11 protein-coding genes and 3 pseudogenes are annotated in these 15,581 nt (G+C 62.6%); 9 read left to right on the top strand and 5 right to left on the bottom strand.

The features are described from left to right. Positions 1 to 15: 15 nt before the first annotated feature. The 6 genes and pseudogenes from OVA30_RS00870 to OVA30_RS00845 all read left to right on the top strand — a co-directional run. Positions 16 to 273: pseudogene (locus OVA30_RS00870) on the top strand (ParB/Srx family N-terminal domain-containing protein); the annotation flags it as partial. A 601-nt stretch (positions 274 to 874) separates the two neighbouring features. Then, positions 875 to 1,870: pseudogene (locus tag OVA30_RS00865) on the top strand (IS3 family transposase); the annotation flags it as partial. Between the two features lie 735 nt (positions 1,871 to 2,605). Next, positions 2,606 to 2,731 (top strand): annotated as a pseudogene (locus OVA30_RS00860) (IS3 family transposase); the annotation flags it as partial. Positions 2,732 to 2,864: 133 nt separating this feature from the next. Continuing rightward, positions 2,865 to 3,934, top strand: a protein-coding gene (locus OVA30_RS00855; RefSeq protein ID WP_268174260.1) for an IS3 family transposase whose coding sequence is annotated in 2 segments (ribosomal slippage) — positions 2,865 to 3,087 and positions 3,087 to 3,934 — 1,071 coding nt in all. Because the reading frame shifts where the segments join, the coding sequence is not laid out codon by codon here. 896 nt (positions 3,935 to 4,830) lie between these two features. Continuing rightward, complete coding sequence (locus OVA30_RS00850) at positions 4,831 to 6,543, top strand: ATP-dependent nuclease (protein ID WP_268174258.1); 1,713 nt, start codon at positions 4,831 to 4,833, stop codon at positions 6,541 to 6,543. Next, the gene (locus OVA30_RS00845; RefSeq protein WP_268174257.1) at positions 6,530 to 7,951 is read left to right on the top strand and encodes a UvrD-helicase domain-containing protein; all 1,422 of its coding nucleotides are present in this window, start codon (positions 6,530 to 6,532) and stop codon (positions 7,949 to 7,951) included. Before OVA30_RS00850 ends, OVA30_RS00845 begins: the two co-directional genes overlap by 14 nt. A gap of 13 nt (positions 7,952 to 7,964) precedes the next feature. Here the strand turns inward: OVA30_RS00845 and OVA30_RS25985 are convergent, their stop codons facing one another. The 4 genes from OVA30_RS25985 to OVA30_RS00830 form a co-directional block, all read right to left on the bottom strand. Continuing rightward, a complete protein-coding gene (locus tag OVA30_RS25985) occupies positions 7,965 to 8,102 on the bottom strand; it encodes a DUF4113 domain-containing protein (RefSeq protein WP_442786085.1) in 138 nt (45 codons plus the stop codon). A 623-nt stretch (positions 8,103 to 8,725) separates the two neighbouring features. Beyond that, positions 8,726 to 9,358, bottom strand: a complete 633-nt coding sequence (locus OVA30_RS00840) for a recombinase family protein (RefSeq protein WP_268174256.1) — start codon at positions 9,356 to 9,358, stop codon at positions 8,726 to 8,728. A gap of 184 nt (positions 9,359 to 9,542) precedes the next feature. Then, entirely contained in the window at positions 9,543 to 9,914 is a 372-nt protein-coding gene (locus tag OVA30_RS00835; protein ID WP_268174255.1) for an HVO_A0114 family putative DNA-binding protein, read from the bottom strand. Next, positions 9,914 to 10,207: a toxin-antitoxin system TumE family protein gene (locus OVA30_RS00830; protein ID WP_209688107.1), complete on the bottom strand. Its 294-nt coding sequence runs from the start codon at positions 10,205 to 10,207 to the stop codon at positions 9,914 to 9,916. Before OVA30_RS00830 ends, OVA30_RS00835 begins: the two co-directional genes overlap by 1 nt. 377 nt (positions 10,208 to 10,584) lie before the next feature. Here OVA30_RS00830 and OVA30_RS00825 point away from each other — a divergent pair, with 377 nt between their 5' ends. Next, a complete protein-coding gene (locus OVA30_RS00825; protein WP_268174254.1) occupies positions 10,585 to 11,076 on the top strand; it encodes a TraM recognition domain-containing protein in 492 nt (163 codons plus the stop codon). Between the two features lie 58 nt (positions 11,077 to 11,134). Here OVA30_RS00825 and OVA30_RS00820 read toward each other — a convergent pair whose 3' ends face one another. Beyond that, positions 11,135 to 11,716: a hypothetical protein gene (locus tag OVA30_RS00820; RefSeq protein WP_253394381.1), complete on the bottom strand. Its 582-nt coding sequence runs from the start codon at positions 11,714 to 11,716 to the stop codon at positions 11,135 to 11,137. Positions 11,717 to 11,906: 190 nt separating this feature from the next. Here OVA30_RS00820 and OVA30_RS00815 point away from each other — a divergent pair, with 190 nt between their 5' ends. Both OVA30_RS00815 and mobF read left to right on the top strand, forming a co-directional pair. Next, positions 11,907 to 12,032 carry a hypothetical protein gene (locus tag OVA30_RS00815; RefSeq protein WP_268174253.1) on the top strand — a complete coding sequence of 42 codons (126 nt, stop codon included), beginning with the start codon at positions 11,907 to 11,909 and terminating at the stop codon, positions 12,030 to 12,032. After that, positions 12,029 to 14,896 carry a MobF family relaxase gene (gene mobF, locus OVA30_RS00810; RefSeq protein WP_268174252.1) on the top strand — a complete coding sequence of 956 codons (2,868 nt, stop codon included), beginning with the start codon at positions 12,029 to 12,031 and terminating at the stop codon, positions 14,894 to 14,896. The genes OVA30_RS00815 and mobF overlap by 4 nt, the downstream gene beginning before the upstream one ends. The last annotated feature ends 685 nt before the right edge of the window (positions 14,897 to 15,581 follow it).

The following is a 15,581-nucleotide window of genomic DNA, read 5'->3' as shown; positions in this document are numbered from 1 at the left end:
CCGAGCCAGGCGAACGTGCGCCGGATCGCCAACGGGCAGAGCATCGAGGACCTGGCCGAGGACATCGCCCATCGCGGCCTGATGCAGAACCTGAACGTGCGCCCGATCCTCGACGAGGCCGGTCAGGAGACCGGCCGCTACGAGGTGCCCGCCGGCGGCCGGCGCTTCCGGGCGCTGGAGCACCTCGTGAAGACCCGCCGCATGGCCAAGGGCGTCAAGGTCCCGTGCCTGGTGCGCGCCCCCGACAGCGCGATCAGCGCCGAGGAGGACTCGCTGGCCGAGAACGCCCACCGCGAGGCCCTGCACCCGCTCGACCAGTTCCGAGCCTTCAAGACGCTCGCCGACGCCGGCATGCCGACCGCTGACATTGCGGCCCGGTTCTTCGTCTCGGAGAAGATCGTCGGCCAGCGGCTGCGGCTTGCCGCGATCAGCCCGGTGCTGCTCGACGCCTACGGTGCCGGCGAGATGACGCTGGAATGCCTGATGGCGTTCTCCGTCACCGAGGATGCCGAGCGGCAGGTTCGGGTCTGGGAGGCGTTGAGCAAGCGTGGCAGCTTGAGCAACTGGGGGATCCGGCAAGCCCTGACCGACCGCACGGTGAGCGTGGGCGATGCCCGCGCCCGCTACGTCGGCGAGGAGGCCTACGTGGCGGCGGGCGGCACGGTCCTGCGCGACCTGTTCGCGGAGCGCGGCGACGGGTGGTTCGAGGATGAGGCCCTGCTCAACCGGTTGGCCGAGGCGAAGCTGGCCGAGTTCAGCGCGCGCGTGGCCGCGGAGGGCTGGAAGTGGATCGAGGTGTCGCTGTCGCTGATGACGGGGCGCACCTACGGCCTGCGCAACCTGCCGACCCGCTCCGAGCTGAGCGAGGCCGAGCAGGAGGCGTTCGAGGCTGCGTTGGAGGAGCGCGAACAACTCGACAGCGACTACGGCTACAGCGACGAGGAGTGGCCCGCCGAAACTGACCAGCCCCGCGCGCCGACGCGCCTGCATCGCGCATGTCATGAACGTCCTAGACGTCTCCGAGCGCCGCGCCTGTCGGGCGCTCGGGCAGCATCGCTCGACGCAGCGCAAGGTGCCGCGGGGAAGAGAGGATGAGGCCGCGCTGACAGCCGACCTCGTGGAACTGGCTCGCCAGTACGGGCGCTACGGCTACCGGAAGATCGGTGCATTGCTGAAGGCGGCGGGCTGGTTCGTCAACGACAAGCGGGTCGAGCGGATCTGGCGGCGCGAGGGGCTGAAGGTCCCGTCTCGGCAGCCCAAGCGCGGCCGCATCTGGGACGGGGATGGTTCCTGCCTGCGATTGCGGGCGGAGCGTCGCGATCACGTCTGGTCCTACGACTTTGTCGAAGCCCGCACGCACGAGGGCCGCAAGTTCCGGATGCTGAACGTGGTCGATGAGTTCACGCGGGAGTGCCTGGCGATCCGCGTCGCACGCAAGCTGAAGGCGGCGGACGTGATCGACGTGCTGTCCGACCTGTTCATCCTGCGCGGCGTGCCCGGCCACATCCGCTCGGACAACGGTCCGGAGTTCATCGCCAAGTCCGTGCAGGCCTGGATCACCGATGTCGGCGCCAGAACAGCCTACATCGCACCCGGCTCGCCATGGGAGAACGGTTACGTCGAGAGCTTCAACGCACGACTACGGGACGAGCTTTTGAACGGTGAGATCTTCTACACGCTCAAGGAGGCGCAGATCGTGATCGAGAGTTGGCGTCTACACTACAACAGCGTGCGCCCGCACGCCTCGCTCGGCTACCGACCACCGGCCCCGGAGGTGTTCGTGCCGGCCTTCACCGCTTGGCCGGCTGCGCTCACCCGGTCGGCTCCGCCGGCCAAGCGACCCGTGGAGCAAAGGCCGACCCTGCACTAACTTAGAACTTGGACCACCGCGTGGGGGCCGATCACCGCGTAATCTGGGTCTCATGTTTTAATGCATGAGGGTCTTGAGGATAGGGATAGGTGCCTGCGCGCGGACTTGCGCTCAGGTGATATGCCGGCGGGGCCCAGACACGACATTACGGGGCCAGATTGTAATTGCTCTGCTCCTGACAGCAGAAGCTAGGAGAGCGCAGTGCCGTCGACCAATCCCGCCGGTATAAGTTTTTAGGCAACATCGGGGCAGGGGAGGGCGCCACGATTGACTCGGGACCCCTCCCCTACTTCCGCAATGAAGGAGAAGGAAATAGAGGGTGGCGCTCACGACTTTTTTACGTATCATCTATAAAATTTAATTTAAGTTGATGTATTCTAGTTCCATAACGTATATTATGCGAATACATGGTGTAGGCGCAAAATTGAGATGACACCCCCTGGCCAAACCCAAATGGCACCGCTTCTTTCATCGAGGTGGCGGAGGGCGTGCTCAAGTCATGAGGGCAAACTTGTCCCCTCCCCTCTCGCACATCAGACCGCCGCTGCTGATCCCGAGCGGACATTCGAGCTGCGGCGTTGAAGGTCCGTATTGGGTGGAGACTGTGTGAGAACGCGTTTTGGTCTATCGGTGCGGAGCGGAGATGGCGCGCATGGAGCGGCGTGCTCTTGATCTGACCGGCTGGCTTTGGACCGGGCTGATTGAGAGGATCAGCTAGGACTAAAGGAGTCGGACATGCGGCGAGGTCAGAAGACAAGCGCGGAGCAGGTTGTGCTGAAGCTGCGCCAGATCGAGGTGCAGACCGCCCAGGGCAAGAGCTTGGCGCTGGCGTGCAAGGAGGCGGAGATCTCCGAGCAGAGCTGCGCGACGAGTGCCTGAGGCAGGTGACGTCCCCCCATCGCTTTGGTCCGGCGTGAGTGCGAGTTTTCCGGTTGTGTGAGCCCCTGATGGGAGGAGCAGAGCCGTAAAGAAGAGCAGGTTCACCGAGGAGCAGATCGCCTTCGCGCTGAAGCAGGCCGAGACGGGGACACCGGTCGCGGAGGTGCTGCGCCGGATGGGCATCTTCGAACAGACGTTTTACCGCTGGAAGAAGCTCTACGGCGGCTTGGGCACAGGCGAGCTGCGGCGGCTGAAGCAGCTTGAGGACGAGAACCGCAAGCTTAAGCAGCTCGTTGCCGATCTGAGCCTCGACAAGCACATCCTGCAGGACGTGCTCGCAAAAAAGCTCTGACGCCTGCTCGGCGACGCGAGCTCGTGCACCAGGTTCAGGAGGCGCACGGGGTGAGCGAGCGGCGCGGCTGCGCCGCGCTCGGCGTCGGCCGGTCGAGCATCCGCTACCGCGCGACCAAGCCCGATCAGGCACCGCTGCGGATGCGCATCTGTGATCTGGCCAAGAGCCGGGTGCGCTACGGCTACTTCCGAATCTACATCCTGCTGCGCCGGGAGGGTTGGCGGGTGAATCACAAGAGGGTCCACCGTCTCTACCGGGACGAGGGGCTGAGCCTGCGGCTCAAGCGACCGCGCCGGCACGTCAGCGCGGCACACCTTGAGCGTCAGCCTGCTGCGCTCCAGCCGAACGAACGCTGGTCGATGGACTTCGTCTCCGACGCGCTGTTCGACGGCCGCCGGCTGCGGGCCCTGACGGTCGTCGATACGTTCACGCGCGAGGCTCTGGCGATCGAGGTCGACCAGGGCATCAAAGGCGAACAGGTCGTGGCTGTCGTCGGCCGCTTGGCGCTGCTGCGCGGAGCACCGTGCGCGATTCAAGTCGATAACGGGCCTGAGTTCGTCTCGAAAGCCCTCGACCGCTGGGCCTACGAGAACGGTGTCACGTTGGACTTCTCGCGCCCTGGCAAGCCGACCGACAACGCACTGGTCGAGTCGTTCAACGGCCGCCTGCGCGACGAGTGCCTGAACGCGAACTGGTTCTTGTCGTTGGCTGACGCGAGGAGCAAGATCGAGACGTGGCGGCGGCACTACAACGAGAGGCGTCCTCACACCGCCCTGGGGTGGCGAACGCCCCAGGAATTCGCCCTGGCGGCGGCCCTGCAGCCCGCCGAATGAGACCCGGAGGCTCACCTTTCGGCCGGACCAAGATCCGGGGGACCCTCAGGCCGACCCTGCACTAACTTAGAACTTGGACCACCGCGTGGGGGCCGATCAGGCGCACCTCCCGGGGTCCGGCGCCGGGAGAGCCGGCCCCGCTATGCGCTGCAGCTCGCGCCAGACCGCAACCTGGAGCGCGGGCCCTGCTGATCGGAGCCCGACCCGCCAGCGTATGATCCCCGCGCCCCGCTGCAGGGCGCGCGAGGCATCCGAACCCTCGACACTCCACGGGGATCGTACGCCGGAGGGGCGAGCCCACCGCATGCCGCAGCTCCTGCTGTGACCGTAGCCAGGAGCACGGCCGCCGCCGATCGGAGCCCGACCCGCCAGCGTACGACCCCGCGCCCCGCTGCAGGGCGCGCGAGGCATCCGAACCCTCGACACTCCACGGGGATCGTACGCCGGAGGGGCGAGCCCACCGCATGCCGCAGCTCCTGCTGTGACCGTAGCCAGGAGCACGGCCGCCGCCGATCGGAGCCCGACCCGCCAGCGTACGACCCCGCGCCCCGCTGCAGGGCGCGCGAGGCATCCGAACCCTCGACACTCCACTCAGATCAAGCGCCGGAGGGGCGAGCCCACCGCATGCTGCAGCTTGTGCCGGGCTGTTGCTGGGAGCGCTGTTGGCGCCGACCAGAGCTTGAGCGACGCCAGGATCGAGTCCTCGCCCCCTCGCCCATCGCATTCAGATCGAGCGCCAGACCGGTCGCGTGCCGCAGCCCGTATCAGCACCTCGCGATCTAAGCGTTTTTTCCTAATGTTTTGACTTCTGCACCGGATACCTTCCGGCTGATTGAGCCTTCACACGATTACAACGAGCGGCTAAGCTCCAGGCGCCAGGGAGGCGGCGGCAAGTTATGTCACGAATTAGGTTTATCCATATTAGAAACTTTCGAGCTATTAAGGATTTAGAATACGCACCAAGCTCAGGATTTAATTGTTTTATTGGCCCTGGCGATAGCGGAAAATCGTCGATTATTGATGCAATTGATCTTTGCTTAGGAGCACGTCGCAATGCGCAGTTTTGTGACACGGATTTTCATCAGCTCGACGTAGATAAACCAATAGAGATTTTAATTACGTTAGGCGCATTAGATGATGCGCTGAAGAACCTTGATAACTATGGAAATTACTTACGCAGCTTTGACAAAATCACTGGACAAATCCACGATGAGCCGGAGGCGGGATTTGAAACGGTCATCACCCTAAAACTTGAAGTGTGTAGCGATCTGGAACCGTCTTGGACGCTCTATTCGGATCGAGCTGTTACCCAGGCAACGACACGCGGTCTCCAATGGGCTGACCGCGTGAAGCTTGCGCCAACCCGTGTTGGCGCACTTGCTCAGCATAACTTGGGATGGCAACGCGGTTCTGTCCTAAACCGAGTTAGCGATGAGCGCGCTGATGCGTCCGCAACGCTAGCCAAAGCAGCACGTGATGCACGGGCAGCATTTGGGGAAGAAGCAGCTAAACAGCTCGGCGATGCGTTGAGTATTGTAGGTAAAACAGCGAAAGAGCTCGGTATACCAGTTGGCAATAGTGTTAAAGCGATGCTGGATGCTCATTCCGTGTCATTTGTAGGAGGCACGATATCCCTGCATGATGAGAGCGGCGTACCTTTAAGAGGCCTAGGCATTGGATCAACAAGACTTCTCATTGCAGGGTTGCAACGCAAAGCCTCTGAAAACACGTCTGTAGTTCTGATTGATGAACTAGAGCACGGCTTGGAACCGCACCGGATTATTCGCCTCCTAGGTTCTTTGGGCTCTAAAGAGGCCACCGAACCGTTACAGGTATTTGCGACAACGCACTCACCGATAGCGCTTCGCGAATTATCGGGCTCTCAGCTTATTGTTGTACGCCGAAATAGCGCGAGCATGAGGCTTCTACCAATCGGAACAGATGATGGTGTTCAAGGAACCATCCGAACATGCCCTGAAGCATTCTTGGCTGGTTCTGTACTCATTTGCGAAGGCGCAAGCGAGGTCGGCTTAGTAAGAGGCATCGATCAATATAGAACGAGCAAAGGTTTGCCATCGATATTTGCCTCAGGTGTCGCCTTGGTAGATGCTGGCGGTGTAAATAAAATCTATAGCCGTGCCCCAGCGTTTTCTGGATTGGGATACCGCTGTGCAGTGCTACGCGACGACGATGTTGCTGTGGACGCAGATGTTGAAAGTGCTTTTACCTCAGCGGGAGGAACTGTGTTTAAATGGGATACTGGTCAAGCACTCGAACAAGCAATTTTTGCAGGAGTCAGTGATGAAGCTGTCCATGAACTAATCAAGATGGCAGCAGAAGACATTGAATGGAATACTATCAATGACCATTTAAAAAATTTCTCCTCCAACACTATAGACGTTAATTCGTTTGGTGGTGCGATTACACCAGAAATGCGAGTCTGTTTAGGTATGGCGTCCAAAAATAAAAAAACACCCTGGTTTAAAACCGTCACGCGCATGGAAGCAATTGGGAGGGATGTAATTGGTCCTGACTTAGAGAAAGGAGATGCTTTTTTTAAAGAAAAGATCGATCATCTTTTTACCTGGGCCTCCCATGTCCAACCCTGAAATTGACCTACTCAACATTTCGCGTGGGACCATCACAGCTCCTGCGGGATGTGGTAAGACACACCTCATAGCCCAAGCCTTGAAGCGACACGACGCCTCTAAACCTGTTTTGGTTCTAACGCATACCAATGCTGGGGTAGCGGCACTCAAAGCGCGCCTGGATAAGGCTGATGTGCCTGCTAGAAAGTACAGACTTGCAACTCTAGACGGATGGGCAATGCGCATTGCGCATTTGTTTCCGAAAAGAGGAGGCTGCTCGGCTGAAACTTTAGCTTTGAAAACACCCGGCCGCGATTATCCTGCTATTCGCGCCTCAGCTATCGAGATAGTCGGCGGCAACCATATAGCTGACATTCTAGCTGCTACTTACTCACGGCTTATCGTCGATGAGTATCAGGATTGTGGCGTTCACCAACATAAAATCATTGTTGCTGTAGCAAGTGCTCTTCCTGTTTGTGCGCTTGGTGATCCTCTACAAGCTATCTTCGGCTTTAATGCAGGCGATTTGCCACATTGGGATAGAGTGATCTGCAACGATCTGCCTGTATGTGGGGAACTAGCAACCCCTTGGCGGTGGCGAAACGTCGGGGCCGAGGACTTTGGTCAATGGCTGTTGGGTATTAGAAGTGAGCTAAAGTCTGGGAGGCCAATAGATTTACGCACCTCTCCCGCTAATGTTAAATGGGTCCATTTGACGGGGCAGGACGATCATGCCGTGAGACTAAAAACAATTGGCGAAATGCGCTCTAACAAAGACTACAAAGTTCTTGTTATAGCCGATAGTCGAAATAAAAATGGACAACAGCGCTTTGCGAGCCAAATTCCAGGCGCTTCAACAGTTGAGGCTGTTGATCTAAAGGACCTCACGGATTTTGCAGCTGCCTTTAGTCCCACCGAAAACAGAGCTTTCCGCTCATTGATGGAATTTGCAAAAAAAGTGATGACAGAGATTAATATCGATGACACTATAAGCAGACTTAGATCTATCCACAACAAGACAAATAGGACGCCGCCTAGCGAGGTCGAAACCGCGTGCTTTGCGATGATAAATCTAAAGACATATCAATCCTGCGCGGATTTGCTCGTGGCACTTAATCGTCAAAGCGGAACCCGAGTTTATCGGCCCGCGGTTTTTCGCGCCTGTCTGAGAGCGCTCAACATTTGTGCGTCCGATAGCAATGTTACTTTTTCTAATGCTGCTATACAAATGCGCGAGGCAAATAGGCTTGTTGGTCGTCCACTTCCAAGCGTTGCCGTTGGTAGCACTCTGTTGCTCAAGGGTTTAGAGGCAGACGGAGCGGTTATTCTAGAAATGGACAAGATGGACACAAATAATTTGTATGTAGCTATGACGCGCGGTGCTAAGAACCTTGCGGTCTGCTCCGAAAGTCCGATCGTCAACACCTAGACAGACCGATGATTTATACACTCAACAACTCAGTCCAAGAAGTTGTATAGCGGTTGAAAGGGTATTCCACCCGCAGTTTCCAGGGGCGTTCCTGGCCGCTGCGTGCGTAGCACACGCGATCGCGCCCATAGCGCGCGTCGACCGCATCCATTGCCTCCATCGGGGCGGATCGCTCAAGGCGATCCGGCCGCGGGAACAGCGAGCCCTGCACTGCTTCGGCCGGGTGCAGGTCCAGCAGGAGTATGCCGCATTTCTTGTAGCGAAACCCCGGCTTGTAGATCCGCCGCGTGCCCCACAGAGCCGCGCGGATCAGCTGGGAGGTGCCGTCGGCGCCCGATCGTCAGTCGCACGTGCTTAGTCGCGTACCGACCCGCACGAGGATCGCACGCTGGCGAGTTGGGCCCAAATCGGCGCCAGCCGCGCTCCTGGCTGCGGGCCCGCTCAAACTGCGGTGCGCGGCAGGCCCAGCCCTCCGATGCCAGATCCAGGGGGGCAGGCGAGAGTTTTGGTGCTGTGCCACCTTGTGACGGTACGCGGAGGTCTCGCCCCAATGGACCCGATCCCCGACCGGCGCTTTGGCCGGCCTTGGCTCCCCATACTAGCCGGCACAGGCTGCGGCGCGCGACTGGGAGGCTCCTCCGCTGCTTGATCCAAGCGCGGCGGGCGAGGGGTCGGATTCCGCTCCGGCAAGTCGGACTCCGACACGCATCCGACGCATGACCAGGCACAACCAGGCGCTGACACGCCCGCGCCCGCGGCATGGCCTCTCGATAGCTACAGCCCCCACGTCACAAGCGCCGCCTCACTGCCAGCCGGATCAGCCGCGATCCGGTAGACGGCTTGCCTGGACAGCCCAGCCTCCCGTGCAGCCCCACTTACTGGCTCGCCCCGGCCGAGCGCGTCGCGTACCTGGGCGAGCTGCGCGCGCGTGTATGTCGGCTTGCGGCCTCGAAACCCCCTCCCCTCTTGCCGCGCCAGTGCGATCCCGGCCGCCTGCGCCTCACGGGTGACTTCAGCCTGTGCCTGCGCCGTGGCGGCCATGAACGCCACTAGGGCATCGCGCACCGCCCGCTGCATGGGATCGGCCGTGGCGCCGTCGAGCGCCAATCCGTTGATAACGGTGCGAATGGTAACGCCGCGCGCCAACAGCTCACGCACGGTGGCCGTCACGTCCTCATAGTTCCGGCCGAGCCGATCGAGCCACCGGACCACGAGCACGTCACCAGAGCGCAGGATATCGAACAGGCGCCGGCCCTCCGGCCGATCGGCCAGCCGCGTCCCGACACCGGATTGGCCACGCTCGATCAACACGCGATCGAATCGGAAGCCGGCGGCCTCGGCCTGGGTCCGTTGATGCTCGATCGTTTGCTCTACCGTCGAAACGCGGGCGTACAGGACCGTTTGCACGTCAAACCCGTCCGTTGATGCCCTGTCCAATGGTGGGCATGTCCGTTGGCTGTATTAGACTCTAACGGACGGAGCAGGAATCCCCGTCGCGGCAGTCCGTTGAGGCATACCGCAGCGGACACGCGAACGGTCGAACAAATCCGTCCGGCCGCCAGCACTCTTTAAAGAGTGAGAGAGTTTGAGCTTATGAAGCCGAAAGAGCCTTGAAACTGATGTGGGCCTGCGCCCCCTCGGCCGCCAACTCGATCCGCGTACCCTCGCGGCCGATCAGGCCCGCAGCCATAAGAGCCGACACGTCGTCGTGGACGCGCCTGTATGGGCGGCCGAGCGAGCCGGCCAAGGCGTTGATTGACGGGGCAGGCCCGTCCTCGGCCAACCGCTTGAGCAAGGCCACCCGCGCATCGGAGAACGTCGCAAGGAACGCGCCCCACGTCTCGAATGTCACGACAGGACGGGCAGGGGTCAGGTTGCCTGCCTCGGCCCGGCGCCACGCACCGGCGAAGCGCTCGCCCATCTCATCGGCTGAGCCGCCGATTCTGATTTCTACGTCTGCCATTAAATCAAGCCTCCGCGAAGCGCGCGAACCTCATCTAGGAAGTCCGATACGAGTTGTTCGGGTGAAGTGAAGCGATAGGGCGCCTCTATGCTGCCACGGTGAATATGATCCCCCTTTCCTGCCTCATTGTCATAAGCAACGATGCGCAGCCCATTCCGGCCATAGAACAGCGAATATTTGAGGAGGTGCGAGGAACCGCGCACCGGAGCCGGAACCGCCCAAAGCTTCATCTGGAGAATCGAGCCGTCCGCATAGACCTTCTTTTCGCTGAACAGGAGGGTTGCGGTCGCCATGCCTCATTATGTCACTTGGTGTCATATGCTGTCAATCGTCATTGCTCTTTAAAGAGTGTGAGATTTGAGTCTTTAAATCTCGCAATCTTGAGACGCTGACGGCCGGCCGTTGCTCGGGCGCGCGAGGCCCATCCCCCATAGGCTCATAAGGTCGATCCCTACGCGCTCCGGTGCCCGGCCGAGATGCGCGGCCAGCTCGGCCGCCGTCGCCGGCGGGCCGGCCGCCACCGCCAGCAAGAGCCGCATCAATCGAGGGGGAAAGCTCTCTGCGAATGATCGAACGTCGCCATAGACAAGGACGCCGCGTTGCCGGCCGCGCGCACCCTCATGGTCGCCGATCTCGATTCTGATGGGTTCGGCTGGCCGAGCGCCTCCTGGTGGTCATCGACGAGGCCTACACGCTCGGCCGCTTTGGCGCGATCCTGCGCGGGGCCGGCGAGCTGCCGGGCTACGGCGTCTCGCTGTGGACGTTCTGGCAATCCGAAGCGCAGATCATCGACACCTACGGTGAGGCGGGCGCGGCGATCCTGCGCGACACGGCCGAGGCGTTGCTGCTGTTCAACCTCGCGGGTGCTCAGGGCGCGGAGCGCGAGCGCTGGTCCACGGCGCTCGGCTCCTTCACGGGCGTGCAGGAGACGATCTCTCGCGATCCCAATACCGGCAAGGAGACGAAGAGCGTGGCGCCCGGTCCGGAGGCGCTCGTGCCGGCCTCGGAACTTGCCCGCGTCACTCAGCGGCACACCCTGGTCTTCCTCGCCAGTGGCGCCTACACCACCGATCCGCTCAAGCTCCGCAAGACGCTCGCCCATGCCGATGGGCGCTTCTCCGGTCTGCTCGACTTCGTGGCGCCGGTGCGGGCCACCGCCTGAGAGCCACTGCAGCGTCCGGTTCAGCCTCATGCATTGCCTGCTCAGGGGCGGGGCGAGTTCAGCGAGCGAAGTCGAGCCCGCTGCGCCAGACCGCACCGTGCCCGTAGCCCTGGCGCGTGTACCAGACCCGCACCTGCGCCGTCTGCGCGTCGAGCCGTTCCACCGGAACCCAACTCCGGGCTGGGAAGGCATAGCCCTGCACGAGACCGTCCGGACCAACCACGTTGCTGGCCAGCATCTGTGTCGAGAGCGCCACCCGCGGCGTGTTGGACCAAGCCATGTGCAGCCATACGCCGGCGATCCCGGCCAGTCCGAGCACGGCCGGATGCAGGAGCTGGCGCAGCGCCGATAAGCCGAACCGCCGACCCAGGGCCTGCAGGCGCCTGCTCGGATGCCAGCGGCGGCGGGGGCGGGCGAGGCCAGCCTGGAGCGAGCGGCGCAGGCTGACCCGGTCCGGACCCACAAGCGCCGGATCGTCGAGATGGGTGAGGCGCTCGCGTGGCGGCAGCCGCAGGATCTCAGTGAGCCGGGCACCGCTTGCCTGCTGCACCCGCCGTGTGGCCGCCCGCTCGGCCTTCTGCGCCGCGCGCAGGCGTGCATCGACGCTCGAGGACGACCCGCGGGAAGAAGGCGACGACATCGACGTCAGCCTTCCAGCCAGCGCGCGGCCGGGCTGACGGCCTGCATGGTCCTGGCGCGGAAGCTCGTGAGATCCTCGACGATGCGTCCAGTTTCGGCGAAGCCGTAGCGCTCGGTCAGCCGAGCTCGCTGCGCGCGCGATCGCCGATCACCTCGACGGGGTCACGGCCTACGGCCGGTTGGGCGAGGAGATGGCTCTCGTCAAGGACCGGCTCGCCGAGCTGGCCGGACTGGTCGGCGAGGCCCTGGCCGAGCCCGCACCGAGCGCAATCGCCGAGATCTGCCGATACCGGGCGGCGAAGGCCCCAGCGGCGTGACCGCCTCGCTGCACGCGCTCGGGCACGGCGCATCGGCGGGCGCCTACTACACCAACGACCCCTACCGCGAGACACACAACAGGGACGAGTACTACGTCCAGGACGGCGGCGGCCGCTGGTGGACGCAAGGGCCGGCGATCGTGCGCCACGGTGCCCCGATCGTGCTCGAGAGTTTTCGGGATCTCTGCGCCGGGCTCGATCCGGCGAGTGGCCAGCCGCTGGTGCGCGGGGCCGGGGCGGGGCACCGGGCCGGATGGGACCTGACTCTGACCGCACCCAAGACGTTCTCCCTGCTCTGGGCCGTGAGCTCTCCCGAGGTGCGGGCGCAGCTGGAGACCCTGCACGCTGCTTCTGTCGAGGAGGCGCTCGGCTTCCTGTGTGCAGAGGGGCTCTTGGAGGTGCGGCTCGGGGCGGGCGGACATCGGCGCGAAGGACCGGCCGGCCTGATGGTGGGCCGCTTCGATCACTACACCTCGCGGGCCGGCGACCCGAACTGTCACACGCACTGCGTGATGATCAACGCTGCCCCCTCGCAGGATGGGCGGCACAGAACCCTGGAGCCGGAGCGGCTTTACCAATGGCAGCTGGTGGTGGGCAGCGCCTACCGGGCGGCGCTCGCCGAGCGGCTCGTGGGCGAGCTCGGCCTGACCCTGCGTCCGGCGGGCCAGGGGCAGTTCGAGATTGCCGGCATCCAGCAGACGGCAATCGAAGCGTTCTCGAAGCGCTCGGTGGCGATCGAGGCTCGGATCGGTGTCGATCGGGAAGCCGCCTCGAGCGCGCAGAAGGAGATCGCCGCACTCGCCACCCGCGGCGCCAAGGCGGATCTGCCGACCGGCCCCGAGCTGGAAGCGCGCTGGCGCAGGGAGCTGAGCGGTCTCGGGCTTGATCCTTGGGATGCCGTAAGCGCGCCGGATCTGGAGCGTGAGACCGCTCCGGTGCCCGAGCTAGCCTTCGAGCCACCCGAGATCTCGGGCACGACGCCGGTGGCGCTCGCGGCCTCCGCCTTGTTCCGACACGAGACCGTGCTGGCGCGCCGGAGCCTGATCGAGCGGGCGCTCGACGAGGCGGCCTTGCAGGGCCTCGGTCTCGCAGCGGTACGGGCCGAGCTGGCGGCGCTGGAGCGCACGGGTGCACTCGTGCGGCTGGTACAGGCCGAGCGCGAGGCCTGCTGGACGACGCCCGGCCTTGCGGCGGCCGAGGCCGCCCTGCTGCGCGCCGCCGACCGGTCCGAGGCTGGACGATCTATCTCGGAGCTGGGGCTGAACGCGGTGCTGGGGCCCGGCTCACCCCTGGCCGAGGAGCAGAAACGGGCTTTGCGCGAGGTGTGTGTGCCGGCGGCCGTCAGCGTGCTGGAGGCGGGAGCCGGCACCGGCAAGACCACGACGGCGCGAGCGCTGGCGGAAATTGCCGCTTGGTCCGGTCTTAGGGTGATCGGGCTGGCGCCGAGCTGGGTCGCGGCCGACGAGCTTTCCACCTCGATCGGCATCCCGGCGCAGGCCATCGCCCGCTGGCGTCACGATCAGGCTCGTGGAAACGCCGCGCCGCTCGGGCCGGACACCCTCCTGCTGGTGGACGAGGCCGGGATGGTCGGCACCCGGGATCTTTCGGCCATCCTGACGGCGGCGGCCGCGGGCGGGGCGCGGGTCGTGCTGATGGGCGACCGGCGCCAGCTCGCCCCGGTTCCGGGCGGCAGCGCGCTGCGTGCCGTCGTCGACGTGCTCGGCCGCCGCGCCGCCCTTTCGGAGGTGCGGCGGCAGACGGTGCCCTGGCAGCGCGCGGCCTCGGTGCTGATGGCACGCGGCGAGGTCGAGGCAGGTCTGCGGGCCTACGCGCGGCAGGGGCATGTCGAGCTCGTCTCCGGCGCTGAGGCGGTGCGGGCGCGGGCACTGATGCTCTGGGGTGAGGCGCGGGCGCGCCATGGCCCGGATGCCGCGCTGATCGTGACCCGGCGCAACCGCGACGTAGCCGCGCTCAACCGGGAGGCACGGGCCGTGCTGCGTTCCGAGGGCGCGTTGACCGGACCCGAGATCGAGGTGACGGCGCGGGACCGCGAAAACAAACCCCAGCGTGTGAGTTTGGCGGTCGGTGACCGTCTGCGCTTCGGCGAGAGTCTGGCGCAGCACGGCATCCGCAACGGCACGCGGGCCAAGGTCGAGGCGATCGGGCCGGATCGCGCCGGCGAGCTCAGGCTTCGCGTGCGCCTGGAAGACGGCCGGCAGGTGGAGGACGCCTATGCGGGGTTCGTGTCGGTGCAGCCCCGCCGGGGCAAGGCGAGGCCGCAGCCGCGTCTTGGTCACGCCTATGCCGGTACGGCCTACGCCGTGCAGGGTCGGACCTGTGAGGCGACGGTCTATTGCGGGTTCACGGCGGCGGACGCGCGCGAGCTCTATGTCGGTCTGACCCGGCACCGGCAGGAGGCATGGCTGGTGATCGAGCGTGAACGTCTTGCCGCGGCCGTTCGGGTGCGGCAGCCGGGTCCCGCTCTCGCTCTGAGCGAGGCCGAGCTACGGGAGCGGCTGTTCGTCGAGGCGCGTCGCTATGCGGAGAAGGCGAACGTCGTCGATCATGTCGAGGACCGGAGCGCGTTCGTGCGGGATGGTGTGATCCCGCCTCCCTGCCCTGAGGTGCGCCTCGATCTGCGAAGCGCCTTTACGGCGGCGCAGGCGCTCCGACGTGTGCTGCAGGAGATGCGTGCGGTCCCGCAATTCGCATGGCGGCAGCTGGCTCTATGCATTCGGCATGTGGAGCGCCGAGCCTCGCGCTCCGTCCTAGAACGGAGCGCCGAGGTTAGACGCATTTTGCAGAACACGACCATACGTGAGCGGCCAGACCGACCGCGTGCAGGACCTGACTACGAACGCTGAGGGATGCGAGGGGCGTCGCCTGCTACAATCGAGTCGCAGTTAGTTGTATTGATTTCAATAGTTCCATTGCTTGAGTATTCAAAAGATTAAGTTTCTTATCAAGAGAGCCGATGCGATGAATATTGGTAATAAAACAAAAAATATAAGGAACTTATTCCTTTCCAACCATTCTGAATACCTTGCCGTGGTATCCTGATAGCGGATTGTGATTATAACTATGCTTATTATAAAAGGAATGGAGTTGATCATCGCAATTATAAAACCCAAATCCCCATAATAATTCCTACCGCCATATTTGATGCTAGAGACAAAAATTAATAAGAACGACATTGTCGTCGCTGTAGAAGACAATGCTATAAATATATTGGATAGAGTCCTGTATTTCATGTCCGATTCCAATTTGTATTCTCAGGTTCATATGATCCAGAGATTCGGATGCCACTCATGCCGAGACAAGAAGTTCGGTTAGGGGCATTGATTTCGTGCAATAATGCAGATGAAACTAGTCGGTGTGATGTATTTTATATGGTTTTCACTTTTTTTGGTCATCTCGATACGTGCGATCCGTCAGAATAATCCCAATTTATGTAGATTAATTTCAGTGACCCCCAATTGGTCAGAAGCTTTGCTATTGCACTTCAATCGCTCTACCACAACCTCGCGCTGCGGCATATGAAATGGTCTA

The organism is Methylorubrum sp. SL192 (assembly GCF_026672325.1).
GTDB lineage: Bacteria > Pseudomonadota > Alphaproteobacteria > Rhizobiales > Beijerinckiaceae > Methylobacterium > Methylobacterium extorquens.
This window is presented reverse-complemented; position numbering and strand designations above follow the sequence as displayed.